The 16,003-nt window shown below is 57.5% G+C and carries 13 protein-coding genes; 12 read left to right on the forward strand and 1 reads right to left on the reverse strand.

All coding sequences use genetic code 11. The features are described from left to right. Positions 1-46: 46 nt before the first annotated feature. The 6 genes from H7C19_RS08590 (at position 47) to H7C19_RS08615 (ending at position 8,129) form a co-directional block, all read left to right on the forward strand. Positions 47-1,933, forward strand: a complete 1,887-nt coding sequence (locus H7C19_RS08590; RefSeq protein ID WP_185142229.1) for a cache domain-containing sensor histidine kinase — start codon at positions 47-49, stop codon at positions 1,931-1,933. Continuing rightward, positions 1,933-2,739: a response regulator transcription factor gene (locus tag H7C19_RS08595; RefSeq protein WP_185142230.1), complete on the forward strand. Its 807-nt coding sequence runs from the start codon at positions 1,933-1,935 to the stop codon at positions 2,737-2,739. The genes H7C19_RS08590 and H7C19_RS08595 overlap by 1 nt, the downstream gene beginning before the upstream one ends. 33 nt (positions 2,740-2,772) lie before the next feature. After that, positions 2,773-3,855 (forward strand): glycoside hydrolase family 88 protein, encoded by a 1,083-nt coding sequence (locus H7C19_RS08600; RefSeq protein ID WP_185142231.1) that lies wholly within the window; start codon positions 2,773-2,775, stop codon positions 3,853-3,855. A 102-nt stretch (positions 3,856-3,957) separates the two neighbouring features. Further along, positions 3,958-4,692 carry a ZIP family metal transporter gene (locus tag H7C19_RS08605; RefSeq protein WP_185142232.1) on the forward strand — a complete coding sequence of 245 codons (735 nt, stop codon included), beginning with the start codon at positions 3,958-3,960 and terminating at the stop codon, positions 4,690-4,692. 383 nt (positions 4,693-5,075) lie between these two features. Further along, complete coding sequence (locus tag H7C19_RS08610; RefSeq protein ID WP_185142233.1) at positions 5,076-6,293, forward strand: GntR family transcriptional regulator; 1,218 nt, start codon at positions 5,076-5,078, stop codon at positions 6,291-6,293. Positions 6,294-6,554: 261 nt separating this feature from the next. Further along, on the forward strand, positions 6,555-8,129 hold the full coding sequence (locus H7C19_RS08615; RefSeq protein WP_185142234.1) for an ABC transporter substrate-binding protein: 1,575 nt from the start codon (positions 6,555-6,557) through the stop codon (positions 8,127-8,129). A gap of 94 nt (positions 8,130-8,223) precedes the next feature. On the opposite strand, the gene H7C19_RS34215 is transcribed toward H7C19_RS08615, so the two are convergent. Further along, on the reverse strand, positions 8,224-8,406 hold the full coding sequence (locus tag H7C19_RS34215; protein ID WP_221469115.1) for a hypothetical protein: 183 nt from the start codon (positions 8,404-8,406) through the stop codon (positions 8,224-8,226). Between H7C19_RS34215 and H7C19_RS08620 the strand changes: the two genes are divergently transcribed. From H7C19_RS08620 to H7C19_RS08645, 6 genes are all read left to right on the forward strand, one after another. Continuing rightward, a complete protein-coding gene (locus H7C19_RS08620) occupies positions 8,405-9,799 on the forward strand; it encodes a beta-galactosidase (protein ID WP_185142235.1) in 1,395 nt (464 codons plus the stop codon). The two genes, H7C19_RS34215 and H7C19_RS08620, sit on opposite strands and share 2 nt — an antisense overlap. 18 nt (positions 9,800-9,817) lie before the next feature. Beyond that, positions 9,818-10,282 (forward strand): hypothetical protein, encoded by a 465-nt coding sequence (locus tag H7C19_RS08625; protein WP_185142236.1) that lies wholly within the window; start codon positions 9,818-9,820, stop codon positions 10,280-10,282. 18 nt (positions 10,283-10,300) lie between these two features. Next, positions 10,301-11,233 (forward strand): carbohydrate ABC transporter permease, encoded by a 933-nt coding sequence (locus H7C19_RS08630; RefSeq protein WP_185142237.1) that lies wholly within the window; start codon positions 10,301-10,303, stop codon positions 11,231-11,233. Positions 11,234-11,255: 22 nt separating this feature from the next. After that, entirely contained in the window at positions 11,256-12,110 is an 855-nt protein-coding gene (locus H7C19_RS08635) for a carbohydrate ABC transporter permease (RefSeq protein WP_221469116.1), read from the forward strand. Continuing rightward, a complete protein-coding gene (locus H7C19_RS08640; protein WP_185142239.1) occupies positions 12,107-13,372 on the forward strand; it encodes an SGNH/GDSL hydrolase family protein in 1,266 nt (421 codons plus the stop codon). The genes H7C19_RS08635 and H7C19_RS08640 overlap by 4 nt, the downstream gene beginning before the upstream one ends. Positions 13,373-13,442: 70 nt before the next feature. Then, positions 13,443-15,971 carry a beta-mannosidase gene (locus tag H7C19_RS08645; protein ID WP_185142240.1) on the forward strand — a complete coding sequence of 843 codons (2,529 nt, stop codon included), beginning with the start codon at positions 13,443-13,445 and terminating at the stop codon, positions 15,969-15,971. The last annotated feature ends 32 nt before the right edge of the window (positions 15,972-16,003 follow it).

A 16,003-nucleotide genomic window follows, 5' to 3' on the forward strand; every position in this document is an offset into this window, starting at 1 on the left:
ACGGCGGGTTCGGAATCCGGCGACAGTCGAGGAGGGGAGGGAGACCATGGCCGCCAACCGAGAGAAACGCCATCGCCAGTCGAGTCTGATGCACCGGCTCAGTCTCCCAATCTATGCGCTGATCGTGACGTTCATCGCGCTGTTCGCCGTGTCGGCGAGTTACATCCTCATTCGGGTGCAGAACGACCACACCCGGCAGTTGGCCGAACAGTCGACGTCGTTCGTCCGCCGGAACCTGGAGTACCAGTTCGATACGATGAACAACATGGCGGCCTTCCTGCTGACGAATCAGTCGATCGAGAACCTGCTGGAGAGCGACCATCCGGCGCCGTTCGAAGCGGTCGAAGACTTTTTCGCGCTGCAGGCCAATCTGGAGAACCTGTCTCTGCTGTCGCTCCTGAACGATTCGGGCTCCGGCAGCGTCGTCCAGCAATCCTACGCGGTATCCGTCGCGCTGGGACCGGGAAGCGGGCTCTATGCGCTCGCCACCGATCATTACGATCCGGTCACGGGCATCTACAAGGACGACGACCTGAAGGATCAGCCGTGGTACAAGGCATTGAGCGGCGGGGAGCGGCAGAACGCCTGGTGGGGGCAAAAGGCGGGACGCGCGAGCGCCGCGATGATCTACTCGGCGACGCGCAAGACGAGCATCAAGGACGGCCGGGCCATCGGCACGGTCATCATCGGGGCGGATACCGGCAGCATTCGGAGCGCCTTCGACAACGCCGCGCTGAAGCAGGGATATCATCTGCTGATGGACGAAGCCGGCCGGGTCATCTTCAGCGAACGCTACCGATTCCTGGAGCCGGTCGGCGAGCTACCTTACGTCCGCGCGGCGGCGGGCGCCGGAGGCTCGTTCGTGGCGCGGATCGACGGAGAGAGCCATCGCGTGATGCAGGAGACGATGGACAACGGCTGGAAGCTGCTGACGGTCGTGCCGGAGAGCCACTTCAACCGGTATACGTGGGCCATCTCGGCCATCGGCGCCGTCACGGCCGCGGCCGCGCTGTTGATCGCCGGTTACTGGCTCCGCCGAATCGTCGTCCGGGTCACCGTGCCGATCACGCGTCTGGTCGGCGCCGTTCAGCGTCCGGAAGTGCTGGCCTTCGAGGAGCCGCTGCCGGCGCCGCATTCCGGCATCTACGAGGTGGACGCGCTGAACCAGAAGTTCGCCTCCATGCTCGTCACCTTGCACGGGCTGATCGAGAAGTCGTTCGCCGAAGAGATCGAGCGCCGCCAGCTCCAGCTGGAGCTGTTGAACGCGCAGATCAACCCGCATTTCCTGTACAACACGCTGGACTTGATCAATTGCCGGGCGATCCTCTCGGGAGATGAGGAGACGGGCGCGATCGTGCGGTCGTTGGCCAACGTGTTCCGGTACGGCCTGAACCGGGGGCAGACCTGGATCTCGCTGGCGGGCGAGATCAAGCAGGTCGAAGCGTATCTGCATATTCAGCGGATGATGATGGAGGACCTGCGCGTGGACATCCAGGTTCCTGAAGATCTCCTGGCCGTTCAGATCCCGCACTTCTGCTTGCAGCCGCTGGCGGAGAACGCCATCGTCCACGGCTTCGCCGGCCGGACGGACGACTGCCGGATCGCGATCTCGGCCCGCGTCGACGGCGAGTCGCTCGTGCTGCGCGTGGCCGACAACGGCCGGGGCTGCGACGCGGAGGCGATGAACCGCGCGCTCCGGCATCCGCCCGCAGGCGGACCGGGAGCATCCGCAGGCGAACCGGAACCGGCCGGGGGCGCGGCGGAGGGCGGGGGTTCGGGCTACGGCACGATGAACGTGCACCGGCGGATTCAACTGCACTGCGGGGAAGCGTACGGCCTGCGCTATGTGCAGACGGACGCGGGCGCCTGCGTCGAAGCCGTCCTGCCGTACCAAACGAATCGTTCCCAAAGGGAGAAAGGAGCGGAAGCCTGATGTTCAAGCTGCTGATCGCGGAGGACGTGAAGACCGTGAGGGAGACGCTGGCGCGCTCCATCCCGTGGGAGCGGCTCGGGATCGCGCTGATCGGCGCCGCCGAGAACGGGGAAGAAGCGCTGGCTTGGCTCGATCGCGAAGCGCCGGATCTGCTGCTCACCGATATCGGCATGCCGAAGATGAACGGCCTCCAGCTGATCGAGGCGTTCAAGGCCCGCAAGCCGGACATCCGGTGCATCATCCTGTCCGGCCTGAACGAATTCGAGCATGCCCGGCAGGCGATCAAGCTGCAGGTTCAGGAATATATCCTGAAGCCGATCGATCCGGGCGAGATCGTCCGCGTATTCGAGCAAGTCGTCCGCGAGCTGCGCGAAGAGCGGGCCGCTAGACAAGGCAGCGCCGACGCGGCGCAGCGGCTGCGGGAGGAGCTGCCGCGCTTGACGGAGACGCTGTCCGCGGGCGCGGGTCCCGGCGATTTCAAGAAGAAGAAGCTCGTCGAGCAAGCGCTCCGATATTTGAAGGAAGCCTATGCGCGCAAGGAGCTGGCGCTGTCCGAGGTGGCCGCCTCGGTCGGGCTCAGCGACAAATATTTGAATTCGCTCGTGAAGGAGGTGACGGGGATGACGATCAACCAATTGATCGTCCGGCTGCGCCTGGAGGAAGCGGCGCGGCTGCTGAAGGACCCCGCCATCCGCATATACGAGATTTGCGATCGGATCGGCTACACCGACCAGGACTATTTCCGCGAGACGTTCAAAAAACAGTTCGGCCTGACGCCGACCGAATACCGCAATGAATATCTCTAGCACCGTCCGAAGAGAAAAGGAGAGAGCCAGAAGATGAAAGAGAACGAGAAGCGGCTGGAGGAAGCGGCAAGCCGCGTGTACCGGTACATGATGCACAGCAAGCCCGAGGAATGGGGCGACCATAAATGGGCCGACTGGGCGATGAATATCGACCGTTGGGACTGGAATCCGGGCGTCGGCCTCATCGCGGCGGAAGCTTACGGGGAGCCGTCTGCCCGCGGGGAAGTGCTGCGAGACGTGGAGACTTGGACGAGACGGAATCTCGGGCAGTCCGAGACGGTGAAGGTGATCAACGCGATCGCGCCGTTCGCCGTCTTCCCCCGGCTGTATCGGGAGACGGGCGAGCGGTACTACGCGGAGAGGGCCGAAGCGATCGCGCGGTGGCTGATGGACGAAGCGCCGCGTACGCGCAGCGGCGCCTACGAGCATACCGTCACGGAGCAGGCTTCGTTCAGCGAGCAGATCTGGGCGGATACCGTCTTCATGGCCGTCCTGTTCCTGGCCCGCACCGCGCGGTTGCTGGCGAACGGGCGCATGGCCGACGAGGCGCTGCGACAGGCGCTGCTCCATCTCCAAGCGCTGCAGGACGAGGAGAGCGGCTTGCTCTATCACGGTCGGAACTGCGAAGCCGGGGACTGGATGTCGGCCGCCAAGTGGAACCGGGCGAACGCCTGGAACGCCGTCGGGATTCCGATGATCCTGGAGGAGGTCGAGGGACTGGCCGGGGACGCAGAGACGCTTCGGGAGATCAAGCGGCGGTATCTCCGGTTGGCGGAGGCGCTGGCGGCGAGGCAGAGCGACGGGGGCCTGTGGCCGACCGTGCTCGATCGGCCCGGCTACTATGCGGAGACGTCGGGCTCCGCCGGCATCGCCTGCGGCCTGTTCAAGGCGGCCGCCATGGGGCTCGTCCCTGCCGCGCTTGCCGATCATGCCGAGCGGGCTTTGTCCGCCGTGCTGGACTGCATCGGCGCGGACGGCGCGGTCGCCGGCGTCTCCGGCGGCACGCCGGTGCTGGACTCCGTCGAAGCCTACGGCGAAGTGCCGGTCTTCCCGACGCTGTACGGTCAAGGCCTCGTCCTGCTGCTGCTGACCGAAGCGCTGCGGCAGCGGGTTTAGGCCGGCTCATTTGGCGTCCCCGGCGGGACATTCCGGTCTTTTCTCTCTTCGATCCGCATAAGATGGCACAACCAACTTGTCCGATCGAAGGGAGGCGCGTGGATGAATATGCTGCTGACGGGATGTCTCGCCGCTTCGCTGAGCACGGCGATCGGCGCCTTCCCGGCGATGCTGTTCACGCGGGTGACGCACCGCGGCCGGGATGTGCTGCTGGCGTTCACGGCCGGCATCATGGTCTCGGCGTCCACGTACGGCCTCATCCCCTCCGCCCTCAAGCTGTCCAATCTGTACGTGCTGACGGCGGGGATCCTGCTGGGCACCGCCATATTGACGCTGATGGAGCGCTTCGTGCCGCACGAGGAGCCCCGACATGCCGCGGATCCGTCTGAGCGCGGAATCGGAAGCACCTACCTGTTCCTGGCCGCGATGACGCTGCACAATTTGCCCGAAGGGCTTTCGGTCGGCGTAAGCTACGGGAGCGACGACCAAAGCCTCGGCGCGATCGTCGCCTTGAGCATCGGATTGCAGAACGTCCCGGAAGGCTTTCTGATCTCGCTATTCCTCCTCACGCATGGCATGCGCAGAAGGGAAGCGCTCGGTTGGACGGTCATGACGGGCCTGGTGGAGCTCGTCTTCTGCGCGCTCGGCTACGGGTTCGCCGGCAGCTTTGCGGGAATCGTGCCTTACGGCCTCGCATTCGCGGCCGGGGCGATGCTGTTCGTCGTGTACAAGGAGCTGATCCCCGAGAGTCACGGCGACGGCAACGAGCGGGCGTCCACCTTCTCCTTCATTCTCGGATTGCTGGCGATGATCGGAATGACGCATTATTTGCAATGAGCTGCGTCAAGGGGAGGCTCGCTGACCCAAGACTTATTCTTCAACCATACAAATTCCGGAAGCCTGGTGATTCAAGGCTTCTTTTTGTTTTATTCCGTTATTGAATGCCGGAAAAATGAACAGAGGTGTATATCTACAACTTGTCCGACAGGCGGGGCCGATGCAGGGACATTCGGTTCGAAGGGATTGACTGCCTGGAAGAGGCGCCGTTCGCAGCGTATTTTGAGGGTTGACACGTTGAAGCGGTTTCATTAATATTGTTATATCAACTTACAAGCAGTTGCAGGTGAATGTATGAAATATATATAACAAATTCGGCATTAATATGGAGAAACCGCGACATTAACGAACGAAAACTATAACAAATTAGGTGGGAATAGCGCATGGCCGATTCGGTGAAAGAACCTTTGTACCGAAAAATCATGAATTACTTGATCGACATCATCGAGAGCGGAGAGCTCACGGAAGACGAGCAGGTGCCAACGGAAGCCGAGCTGGCCGAGCGGTTCGAAGTCAGCCGAATTACTTCCAGGAGGGCGCTTGAGGAGCTCAGGCACCAAGGACTGATTTACAGGAAACGCGGCGGAGGAAGCTTTGTCTCCCCCAAGCGCGCGGCATCCAAAGCCGCGCACGCGGCGGAAGCGACCGATAGGCCGGAAATGATCGCGCTTGTCCTCCCTTGCGAAGCAACGGTCGGGAAATTATCGGATTATATCCAAGGGGCCAACAATTACCTGGAGAATAAAAACTACTTCCTGACCGTCCGCGACACGGGCATGAATTTGGAGGACGAGAAGAATGTCATCGAGGATTTGGTGGCCAAGGGGGTCAAAGGGATCATCTTCTACCCCTTCTCCGACAGAGACAACCTGCAGTTGTTATACGATTTGCATATGGCCCGTTACCCGATCGTGACCATCGATAAATATTTCGAGAGCGTGCCGATCAGTTACGTCGTATCGGACAATCTGGACGGAGGATATCAGGCTGCCGGGCATTTGCTGCGGCTTGGGCATGAACGGATCGCGTTCATCTGCTCCGAAGGAATCGAAAGCGCCACGTCCATTCGCAACCGCTACTTCGGTTACTGCCGCGCTTTGAAGGAGGCCGGGCTACCGATCGACCCGGCGATCGTCGTGATGGGCGTACGGCGTTTGCGAGAGGAATGGCTAAGAGAACGGAGAATCGACGGCGGGCTGCCCAAACCGGTTATGGAACCCCATTATAAGCAGTTCATGAAAGAATTGCTGCGGAGACTGATCGACCAACGGGTGACGGCGATCCAGACCGATGACGATTACATTGCGGTCGAAGCGATATCGGCGGCGCTGGAATTGGGGATCAAAGTGCCGGAAGAGCTGTCGGTCATCGGCTTCGACAACATTGAGCTGTCGACGCATATCGAAATTCCTCTGACGACCATCGAGCAAAATTCGTACGAAATCGGCCGCATTGCCGCGGAAATTGTCGTAAAAGGGATCGAGGCCGAGGCGCACGATTGCCACAAGATCATCCAGCCGGTCAAGCTGATTGAAAGAGCTTCCTGCGGGAAAGCCGTCGTAGAGGCCATGAAGGGAGGTGGTGGACCGGAAAGCCGATAACGGTTGCTCAGTCTCGATAAGGCTATTTACAGGGGGTGGCACGCAAAAAAAACGGGCGAAAAGATAGAAGTCACTCGCCGGCAAGCTGATGATCTTCTTCTTCCACCCGTTCTTGAAGCTCGTCCCAAAAAGGACGAAGATTCAAATCTTATTTTGACATGTTTTCCCGAAGGGTTGCAAGCTTTTCCTAGGCTGGAATTATGAAAGCGCAATCAACCATTTTCTATAACGTTGAATAACGAGAAGGGAAGATATGAAACGATGAGGAAAATGCGATTCTTTATGCCCACGCTGGCGCTCGCCATGATCTTTTCTTTTACCGCATGCAGCGGCGGCAATAAAGACGGCGACGCCAATCCGTCGCCTTCGGCGTCGCCGACGGCGACCCAACCTGCTCCATCGGCCAGCCCCGACGACAAAATCGTCATTAATGAAGGCAAGCCGGTCAGGCTGCTCGTCGATCTGAACAACTTGACGCCTTCCATCAGCGACAAGCCGACAGCCGAAAATCCGCAAGTGTTCACTTCCACGAATCTGATCGCGCAAGCGTTCATGGAGAAATATCCGAACGTCAAGATCGAGTGGGTCCGAAATATCCCACCCGTCAATTCGGCCGAACAGCTGGTTCAATATATGACTTCGGCGATCGCCAGCGATTCCGCGCCGGACATTATGTTCGCCTTCGGTTCGACGATGGCCGACAAGAACTGGTTTATGAATATGGACGACGCGCTCAAGACTCCCAACAGCTATGTCGAAGGAAACGAGAAATGGTCGGACCTGTTCCCGTCCTACGTGTTCGATCCGCTCAAGGATTTCAACGGACATGCCGTCGCGATTCCGTTGACGGTATTTCCGGGGCCCCCGACTGCTTACTACTACAACAAGGATATATTCGCGAAGGTCGGCGTCGATATTCCGAAGGACTGGGAAGAACTGATGGACGTTTCGAAGAAAATCAAGGCCGCCGGTTACGATGCGATCGGACCTTGGTCCGGGAATAAAACTAGCATCGTAGACAACTGGGATGTTCAGTTCAGCGTAGGTCCGGCATTTTCCATGAAGATCAAGGATCGGGTGGACTATAACAAGGATGGCAAAATCGATTTGCCCGAACAGATCAGAGCAGCTTACGAAGGCGTCTATTTCGCAAGCAACGAGAACGTTCAACAGTTCTGGGGCCAGATCAAGAAAAAGTACACCGAGGTGCTGAACGAAGGGTATGCCAAAATCGATTATCAGGACGAATGGGTGAAAGGAAAGCTGGCCATGATCGAGGATGGCCTGTGGAGATTGCCGCAGGAGCTCAGCGATACCCAGCGCAAGTTCGAATTCGGCATGTTCCCGCCGCCGGCCGTTACGGATAAGACTTCGCCGTTCGCTGCCAAAATCGAATATACGGAAAAGGGCCCTTACCAACCTGCCGCCCAGCATACGTTCAACATAATCGAGCCGTCTATCAAGGCGCACGGAGGAGAAGGCGTCCGTCAGGCGGCCGTCGAGTTTCTGAAATTCCTGACGGCTCCGGAGAACGTATCGATGATGGTGCTGGAGAAGAAAGGTTCCGCTCTTGGCGCCGTCAAAGGCACGCAGGTTCCTCCCGAATTGAACGACTGGTTTAAAAACAGCTTCCCGATCATCGACGGGACGAGCTGGCTCAGCGCGCCTACGACGAACGGAAGGGCGGACTTGAACCGGCAGCTGGATATGTGGTTCAAAGGAATGATCGACGACAAAACGTTCTACGGCAATTTCGACGCTGCCCTAAAGAAAGACATCAGCAGCTACATCAAGGATAACAAGGTCAATACCGAGGGCTGGCAGAAGGGGTATTGATCGGTATCTCTTTCGCGGACCAGGCCATGATGTCAAGGGACGAACGCGCCCTTGACATCGTTGTCCGGTTTGATGCGGTCCCTATATAATTCTATCAATAACCGGAACGGTTGTGATCCTCGTTGAATGTTCGCCATTGTTTGAAGCGGTCTCCTTCTATCGTTTTATTTACGCTGCTTATGATCGTCGTCGCCATCCTGTCGGCTTCGTGCGATTCGGCGACCGGCGGGAGGAATACCGACCAACCAGAGAAAAAAGGAGCAAGCGCAGCGGCCATGTATAAAGCGAATCCCGATAAAAGCCTTGCCGGGTTGATCGGCGTAGGTGCCGATAACTGGCGTTTTGTCGAGCTCTCCACCGGAAACGCTTTCGTGCCTTTCGGGGCGAATTATTACGACCCCCATACCGGCTGGGCGCCGAAGCTGTGGGAGCAGTTCGACGAGCGGACGGTCGACAAGCATTTCGAGCAGATGGCGTCGATCCATGTCAACGTCGCCCGGGTGTTTTTTACGTTGCAGTCGTTTATGCCGACTCGCGATACCGTGTCGGAGGAAGCGCTCGCGAAGTTCGACAAGCTCATTTCGCTTGCCGATAAGCATCATATCAAGCTGCTGATGTCCGGTCCCGATTTCTGGGAAGGGCAGCCGTCCTGGTACAGCGGCCATCTTTTCGCTTCGGAATACGTCATGGAGGCCTATGAGCATTTTTGGCGCACCATCGGAGAGAAGTATGCGGGCGAGACGGCGATCTTCGCCTGGGATTTGTACAATGAGCCCCAGATCGGCTGGGGAGGGGATATGGACAGCGACCGGAAATGGCGGCAATGGGTGAAGAAGAAATACGTCACGCTGGAAAAGCTCAAGGAAGCTTGGGGGGAAGCCGCGGCGTCCGTGCAGGATTTCGAATTCGTGGAAGTGCCGGACCGATCGTACAAGAAGGACGACGGCAAGCTCTATGACTATCAGCTGTTCCGCGAGCAACTGGCGGCCGATTGGACCGCGCGGATGGTCAAGGCGATCCGCTCCGGCGACCGCAACCACCTCGTGACGATCGGGTTGGTGAACCCGATTCCGTTCGAGGACGTGGCGGATCCCGCTATCTCCTTCGTCGGATTTAATCCGCACAAGCTGCGGGACTACCTCGACTTTACGAGCATCCATTACTATCCGTTAAAAAGGGACCCGTGGGCGGCGCCCGGCAATATGGAGCTCGAACTGAACCGGATGATGATGTGGCTTCGATATGGTTACGCGGAGCAGCCGATCATGATCGGCGAATACGGCTGGTACGGCGGAGGTTCGGTCGATACGAACGAAGCGGTGAGAAGCGAGGAGGAACAGGCGGCATGGGGCAAGGCGCTGGTCGAAGCCTCCATCGGGAACAGCGCCGCGTGGGCGACTTGGCCGGTATACGACACGCCGTCTTCAACGGATATCAGTAAATTCGGAGGTTTGTTCGATAAGGACGGCCGCTTGAAGGAATGGGGAAGGACGTTCGGTCAATTGGCGCAGAGCGAGCTTCTGAAACCGCGCATCGCCGGGGAGCAAACCGTCAAGCTGGATATGAGAAGCCTGTACACCGATTACGATGCCCAGAAAGCGATGTTCGATCAAGTGATGGATCTGCTGAAACGGAAAGTCCGGGTCGATTTCGAACCCGTCTACAATTGAAGCGGCGGAGTGGAACAAATGAAGAAAAAAATGATGGTCAGTCTGATCGTTCTGCTGATCGTGGCACTGGCGGCCGGTTACGACTATTGGAGATCGCTGCAGTACAAAGTCCAGGTTACCTCGATCGACCCGCAGCCTGCCGTCGCCGACGGGCAGAGCACGGTGACCGTCAAGGTTAAGGTAACGAAGAACAACGCTCCCGTGGAAGGGCATGACATCTTCGGGCTTGCGCCCGACGGAGGCGGCTTCGAAGCCTACCGGGTGAAGACGGACGAAGCGGGCGAAGCGGTATTCGCTTACCATCCGTATGTCGCCAACGCGATCCGCAAAGCCAAGGACGTTCAGCTCCAATTCTCGGACCAATCGAATTCCGTATTGATCCAGATTGAAGCGCGCACTTCGGTTCACGTGAAGCTGACCGATCCGGATCCCGCAGGGAAGAAGAGCGATTATACGATGGACGATATATTCGGAGACGAGTAAAAAAGGAGCTTGTTGCGGTTGAGAACGAGAGTACAAGCCTTAAAAGACGGTTCATCGGGCAGCCTGCTGCAGCAGGCGTGGAGAGCAAGGCAAGCGTACCTGTTTCTTTTGCCGCTGCTCATTTCGATCGTCGTATTCAATTATTATCCGCCGGTTAGCGGCATGTATCATGCTTTCTTCGATTGGAACCTCAGCGGCAAGGAGGAATTTATCGGACTGGCGAACTTCCGGGAAATTTTCCGGGACCAGGTGTTTCTCGATTCGATCCCTACGCTTGTCATCCTCACGATTCCAAGACTGCTCATCGGCGTGATCGTACCGCTCATCATGGCGGAAATGATCTTTGCCGTCAAAAGCAGCAGGCTGAAGTACGGGTATCGGGTGCTGATTCTGCTCCCGATGGTCATTCCGGGCGTCGTGGGAACTTTGATCTGGAAATTCGTATTCGATCCGAGCCAGGGGCTGATCACGAACCTGGCGCGCATGGTCGGAGCGATCGGGGACAATCGGGTGATCGATTGGCTCGGCAATCCGGATACGGTTATCCCGAGCGTGATCTTCATGGGCTTTCCGTGGATCGGCGGCACGGCGGTGCTGATCTATATGGCGGGGCTGCTTACCATCTCGGGCGAGGTCATCGAATCGTCCGTGATCGACGGATGCGGGGTGTTCCGCAGAATCTGGAAAATCGATTTGCCGCTGCTCATGGGACAGATCCGTTTCTTCGTCATTACCGGGCTGATCGGATTGATCCAGGATTTCGGGCTTCAACTCATCATTACGAACGGAGGTCCGGGTTATTCGACTTACGTGCCGGCCTATCATCTGTACATGATGGCATTCCAGTCGGGGCGGATGGGTTATGCGAGCGCGATCGGCGTCGTCATGTTCGTTTTCATTTTCGCGCTTTCGCTGGCGGCCCATAAATTTTTGAAAAACAATAAAACGTAAAGGAGGGGCCGACGGCGCAATGATGAGAACAATGGCAATCGGCGGCGCGGCGTGGAAGAGAATAACGCTCAGAAGAACGCTGCTGCACCTGGTTATCGTATGGCTGCTCTTTATGCTGCTGTACCCGCTTGGCATGACGATTTGGGGCTCCTTCAAATCGGAGCTTGGGTTTCAATACAGCCGATGGTACCCGACGTTGCCTCTTGCATGGGGCAATTATAAGACGGTTTTTCCGATGGTGTGGCGATATATCGTCAACACGGTTTTCGTCGCCTTCGTCGGCACGACGGGCAATTTGATCATTTCTTCCCTGTCGGCATTCACCTTCGCCAGAATGAAGTTCCCGCTGAAGGAATTCATTTATACGGCCGTTATCGCGTTGATGATGATCCCGGGCGTTCTGTCGCTTGTCCCTACTTTTATGCTGTACAAGGGGCTTGGCGTATTCGACACGTACGCGGTATTGATATTGCCGATCATCGTCTCGGGACCGATCTTCGGCACGTTTCTGCTGCGGGGTTTTTTCGAGGGCATACCGGAAGAGATCTTCGAAGCGGCCCGCATGGACGGAGCCACCGAATTCAAGATTTACAGGCTGATGTGTTTGCCCATGTCAATTCCCATCCTGGGCACGCTCGCGATCATGACCATCATGAACACCTGGAACGACATCCTGTGGCCGATGGTGACGATCAAGGACGAGAGCTTGCTGACCGTGTCGGCAGGACTGCTGGTTCGGTTTACGACGCTCGTCGGTTCCAACTACCAGAACCAATTCGCCGGCTATATGATGGCTTCCGTCCCTCTCATTCTCCTATTCGTCTATGCCAACAAATACTATATCGAAGGCATGGCGGGATCGTCCGTGAAGCTATGAACGGACGCCTGCGCAAACTCGGCATATTTGCCGTGCTCCTCATTCTGATCGCCGGATGCACGGAAAATCATGAGCCGCAAAACCGCAAGGGGCAAGACGAGACCCGCTCCGCGGATGCGGCAATTCAGTCGGAAGGTGAGCAAGTGGATATCCAGGATACGAACGATGCGATGTCGAAGCGTTCCATCGTGAACGCAGGCGACGAAGCCCGCATTGTCAAGGCGATGCGCAAAGCGCGCCGCAAGGAAAAAGTCACGATCGGTTTCATCGGCGGTTCGATTACGGAAGGCGCGGCTGCAAGCGCCGAGGCCAACCGTTACGCGAGTCTGACGTTTCAATGGTGGAAGGACAAATTTCCGGACACGCCGATCGAAATGGTGAACGCCGGGATCGGAGCGACGGATTCGTATATCGGCGTCCACCGCGTAGATCGCGATCTGCTGCAAGCGAAACCGGACTTCGTCGTAATCGACTATGCCGTCAACGATTCCGATAGCCCTCAGTTAATGAACCAATACGAAGGGCTAGTCCGAAAAATCCTGCAGTCCGACAACAAGCCGGGCGTCCTGCTGCTGTTCATGGTGCATCAAGACGGGACGAACCTGCAATGGGTGCACGGCGCGATCGGTTCCTATTACGACTTGCCGATGATCAGCTTTAAGGATGCCGTATGGCCGCAGATTAAGGCCGGGCGCATCGGATGGGAGCAATTGTTCGCGGATGAAGTACATCCGAACGATGCTGGACATCGTCTCGCTGCCAAATTCATTACGGATCGCCTGGAGAAGATCTACGCGGATCTAGATAAGCGGGGAACAGCCGACGATGCCATCGTTGCGCTTCCGGAGCCCAAAACGTCGGAGGGTTATGCGCATGCCGCGCTATTGACCGGAGACGACATTGCCCCCGTGTCCAACAGCGGTTGGACGAAAGGCAAGACGATGAGATTCTCGCCCGGCTGGGTGGCGGATCAAGCCGGTCAATCAATCGTTTTTGATATCGATGCGGTCCATATCGGCATCGTTTACGAAAAGTCAAACAACAATCAAATGGGCCGTGCAGAAGTGCAAGTGGACGATCTGCCTCCAAGCGTGCTGGAAGGACATTATCCGGCTTCATGGGGCGGCTATCCGGCTGGCGAACTTGTCGCGAGCGGGTTGAAAAAAGGAACCCACAAGGTGAAAATCACTTTTCTGGCGGAGCACGATCCGAACAGCACCGGGAAGCAATTCAAGATTTGCGCCCTTCTGGCTGCCTATTGAGAGGCGCCTCGTCATCAGAAGACCGCTTGGCGCAAGTTGACCAATCCATCATCGAGGGAGATTTCCAAGCATGTTGCAACGCAAGTTGATTCGACATTGGCTCGTTCGTTACGAGGAGATGCATTGGGGGCCTGAGAAGGCGCCGGACGTTTTGCGTAGAACCGATGACTGGCTCCCGGCCGACCTCCCTTGCGACATTCATATGCCGCTGCTGAAAGCAGGGCTCATCAAAGAACCGCTGGAAGGCATGAATTCGTTCGACTGCGAATGGATGGAGCGCAAATCGTGGTGGTTCAAGAACGAATTTACCTTGGATGGGGCGTTGATGAAACATGAAGCGGTAGAGCTGTCGCTCGCGTCGCTGGATGCCGAAGCGGATATATTTCTGAATGGAAGGCATTTGGGACATCATCGCAGCGCCTTCCATCCCTTTACGAAAAACGTTAAGGAGCTGTTGACGGAAGGAAGCAACGTTTTGCTGGTGCGGGTCACTTCGGGGCTAGAGCATTTCAGCGAGAACGACGTCGCTTTCCTGAGAAACAACATCATCGATTGCGATAGGTACGGAAGAGGGGACGAGCGCAGAACGTTCGCCAGAAAACCGCAATACGCTTTCGGCTGGGATTGGGGGCCGAGAGTGCCTACGTGCGGCATCATGGGCGATGCGACGCTGACCGGTTTCCATCGATTGGCGGTCCGGGGGGTGCGGGCGTGGACGAAAAAAGCCGGCACCCGGGCGGAAGTGGCTTTCGAAGTGGAACTGGAAGGCTTACGCGCGTGGTCGACAACGGAAGCCGCGGTGACCCTTCAAGTGATGGATGGGGAGCGCGTCGTGCTGGCATTTGAGAGGGAAGTGAGCGTTCGTTCCGGCATCAACTTCCTCGATTTTGAAGGCATCGTCGACGAAGCGAAGCTTTGGTGGCCGAACGGGATGGGGACTCCGCACCTGTACAAGATTCGGGTTGCCGTCGAGACGGATCAAGATCGTATCGAGTACCCGCGCTTTCGTTTCGGCATCCGCACCATTCGGATCGACGAGGATAAAATCAACGAACGCGAACGATGGTTTGCCATTGAGATCAACGGGGTTCGCACCTTCTGCAAGGGGGCGAATTGGATTCCCGCCGATTCGATCTATGCCCGGGTTTCCGAAGAAAAATATACGGCGTTGGTCCGCGAGGCAAAAGAAGCCAATTTCAATATGCTGCGGATATGGGGCGGCGGACTGTACGAGCCGGACGTTTTCTATGAAAAATGCGATGAAATGGGCATTATGCTTTGGCACGATTTCATGTTCGGATGCGGATTGTTCCCCGATCATCTGGCGTGGTTCCGCCGCGAAGCGGAAATGGAAATGGAGCATCAAACGCGCCGACTGCGCAACCATCCTTCGCTAGCGTTGTGGTGCGGGGACAACGAAGACCACTGGGCCATGGCGATCTGGTCGGAGGACGGCAAGAAGCCGCCTTTTTTCGCCGGAGGCTACTGCTACAACGAGCTGGCTCCGCGCATCGTCCGGCGCAATTGCCCGGACATTCCGTATTGGAACGGCTCCCCCTACGGCGGAGAGCATCCGAACGGCACCGACGCGGGGGACCGGCATCATTGGCGGGAAGGCATGATGAACCCGGACATGGAAATTCGGATCACCCCGGAGGAGTACGACCGCACGGATGCCAAGTTTATTTCGGAATACGGTTATGTCGGGCCATGCCGGAAGTCGTCGATAGAAGCTTACCACGGAGAAGTCCCACCGGATCGGGCCGGGGAAATTTGGCAGTATCATACGAATTTCTACGAGAAACAAACCGTAAACGCGGGCATCGCCAAACATTACGCGGATGCCGAGCATTTGACGATCGACGAATACTTGCTGTATGCCGGCCTCTGCCAGGGACTCATGTACGGCTATTCGCTCGAGGCGCTGCGGTTTAAAGAGCACTGTTCCGGCGGCCTGTTCTGGATGTTCAACGATTGCTGGGGCGAGGTAGGCTGGTCGATCGTCGATTATTACCTGAAACGCAAAATATCCTATTATTTCGTGAAGCGGGCGTTTGCTCCCGTAAAGCTGATTTTGCGCCAGAACGGGGACCGAGTGAAAGTCGTCGGGATCAATGAAACGCCCGAAACGATCCGGTTCGGCGCGGAAGCCGGATACGTGCCTTTCGACGGCAAACCGGGCCATACCGAATCCGTACAATTCGAAATGCCTCCTTTTTCGCGGAGCACGCTGTTCGCTTTCTCCAAAGACGGGCACGAGGAACGCCTTGGCGTTTATGCGGTGAGGCCGATCGGGTCGTCGGTTGCAGTCCAGCCGGCCATCCTCAGGTCGGACGCGTACCGCAATTTACGGACGGGAGAAGCGAAACTGACGGTCTCCGCCATAGAGCTGCAAGGAGATGAGGCGCATTTTACGGTGAGTACCGACACGTTCGCGCATGCGGTGCATTTTGATCTGGACGATCATGTACGGCTTTCGGACGAATATTTCGATCTGCTTCCCGGCGAGAAGAGGAAAGTGACCGTATATGGCGTCGATTCCGCTTTCGGCGACCGGAAAATCGTTGCGCGGTGTCTGTCAAATTCGAGCAGCCGCTAATTCATGGGAAAGGTGCGATTTGATCGAGATGA

This window comes from Cohnella nanjingensis, from assembly GCF_014212125.1.
Taxonomy (GTDB): domain Bacteria; phylum Bacillota; class Bacilli; order Paenibacillales; family Paenibacillaceae; genus Cohnella; species Cohnella nanjingensis.

Excerpts from the sequence above, each read along its gene's own strand:
- H7C19_RS08590 (WP_185142229.1), top strand. The coding sequence starts at position 47 with ATGGCCGCCAACCGAGAGAAACGCCATCGCCAGTCGAGTCTGATGCAC.
- H7C19_RS08595 (WP_185142230.1), top strand. The coding sequence starts at position 1,933 with ATGTTCAAGCTGCTGATCGCGGAGGACGTGAAGACCGTGAGGGAGACG.
- H7C19_RS08600 (WP_185142231.1), top strand. The coding sequence starts at position 2,773 with ATGAAAGAGAACGAGAAGCGGCTGGAGGAAGCGGCAAGCCGCGTGTAC.
- H7C19_RS08605 (WP_185142232.1), top strand. The coding sequence starts at position 3,958 with ATGAATATGCTGCTGACGGGATGTCTCGCCGCTTCGCTGAGCACGGCG.
- H7C19_RS08610 (WP_185142233.1), top strand. The coding sequence starts at position 5,076 with ATGGCCGATTCGGTGAAAGAACCTTTGTACCGAAAAATCATGAATTAC.
- H7C19_RS08615 (WP_185142234.1), top strand. The coding sequence starts at position 6,555 with ATGAGGAAAATGCGATTCTTTATGCCCACGCTGGCGCTCGCCATGATC.
- H7C19_RS08620 (WP_185142235.1), top strand. The coding sequence starts at position 8,405 with ATGTATAAAGCGAATCCCGATAAAAGCCTTGCCGGGTTGATCGGCGTA.
- H7C19_RS34215 (WP_221469115.1), bottom strand. The coding sequence starts at position 8,406 with ATGGCCGCTGCGCTTGCTCCTTTTTTCTCTGGTTGGTCGGTATTCCTC.
- H7C19_RS08625 (WP_185142236.1), top strand. The coding sequence starts at position 9,818 with ATGAAGAAAAAAATGATGGTCAGTCTGATCGTTCTGCTGATCGTGGCA.
- H7C19_RS08635 (WP_221469116.1), top strand. The coding sequence starts at position 11,256 with ATGAGAACAATGGCAATCGGCGGCGCGGCGTGGAAGAGAATAACGCTC.
- H7C19_RS08640 (WP_185142239.1), top strand. The coding sequence starts at position 12,107 with ATGAACGGACGCCTGCGCAAACTCGGCATATTTGCCGTGCTCCTCATT.
- H7C19_RS08645 (WP_185142240.1), top strand. The coding sequence starts at position 13,443 with ATGTTGCAACGCAAGTTGATTCGACATTGGCTCGTTCGTTACGAGGAG.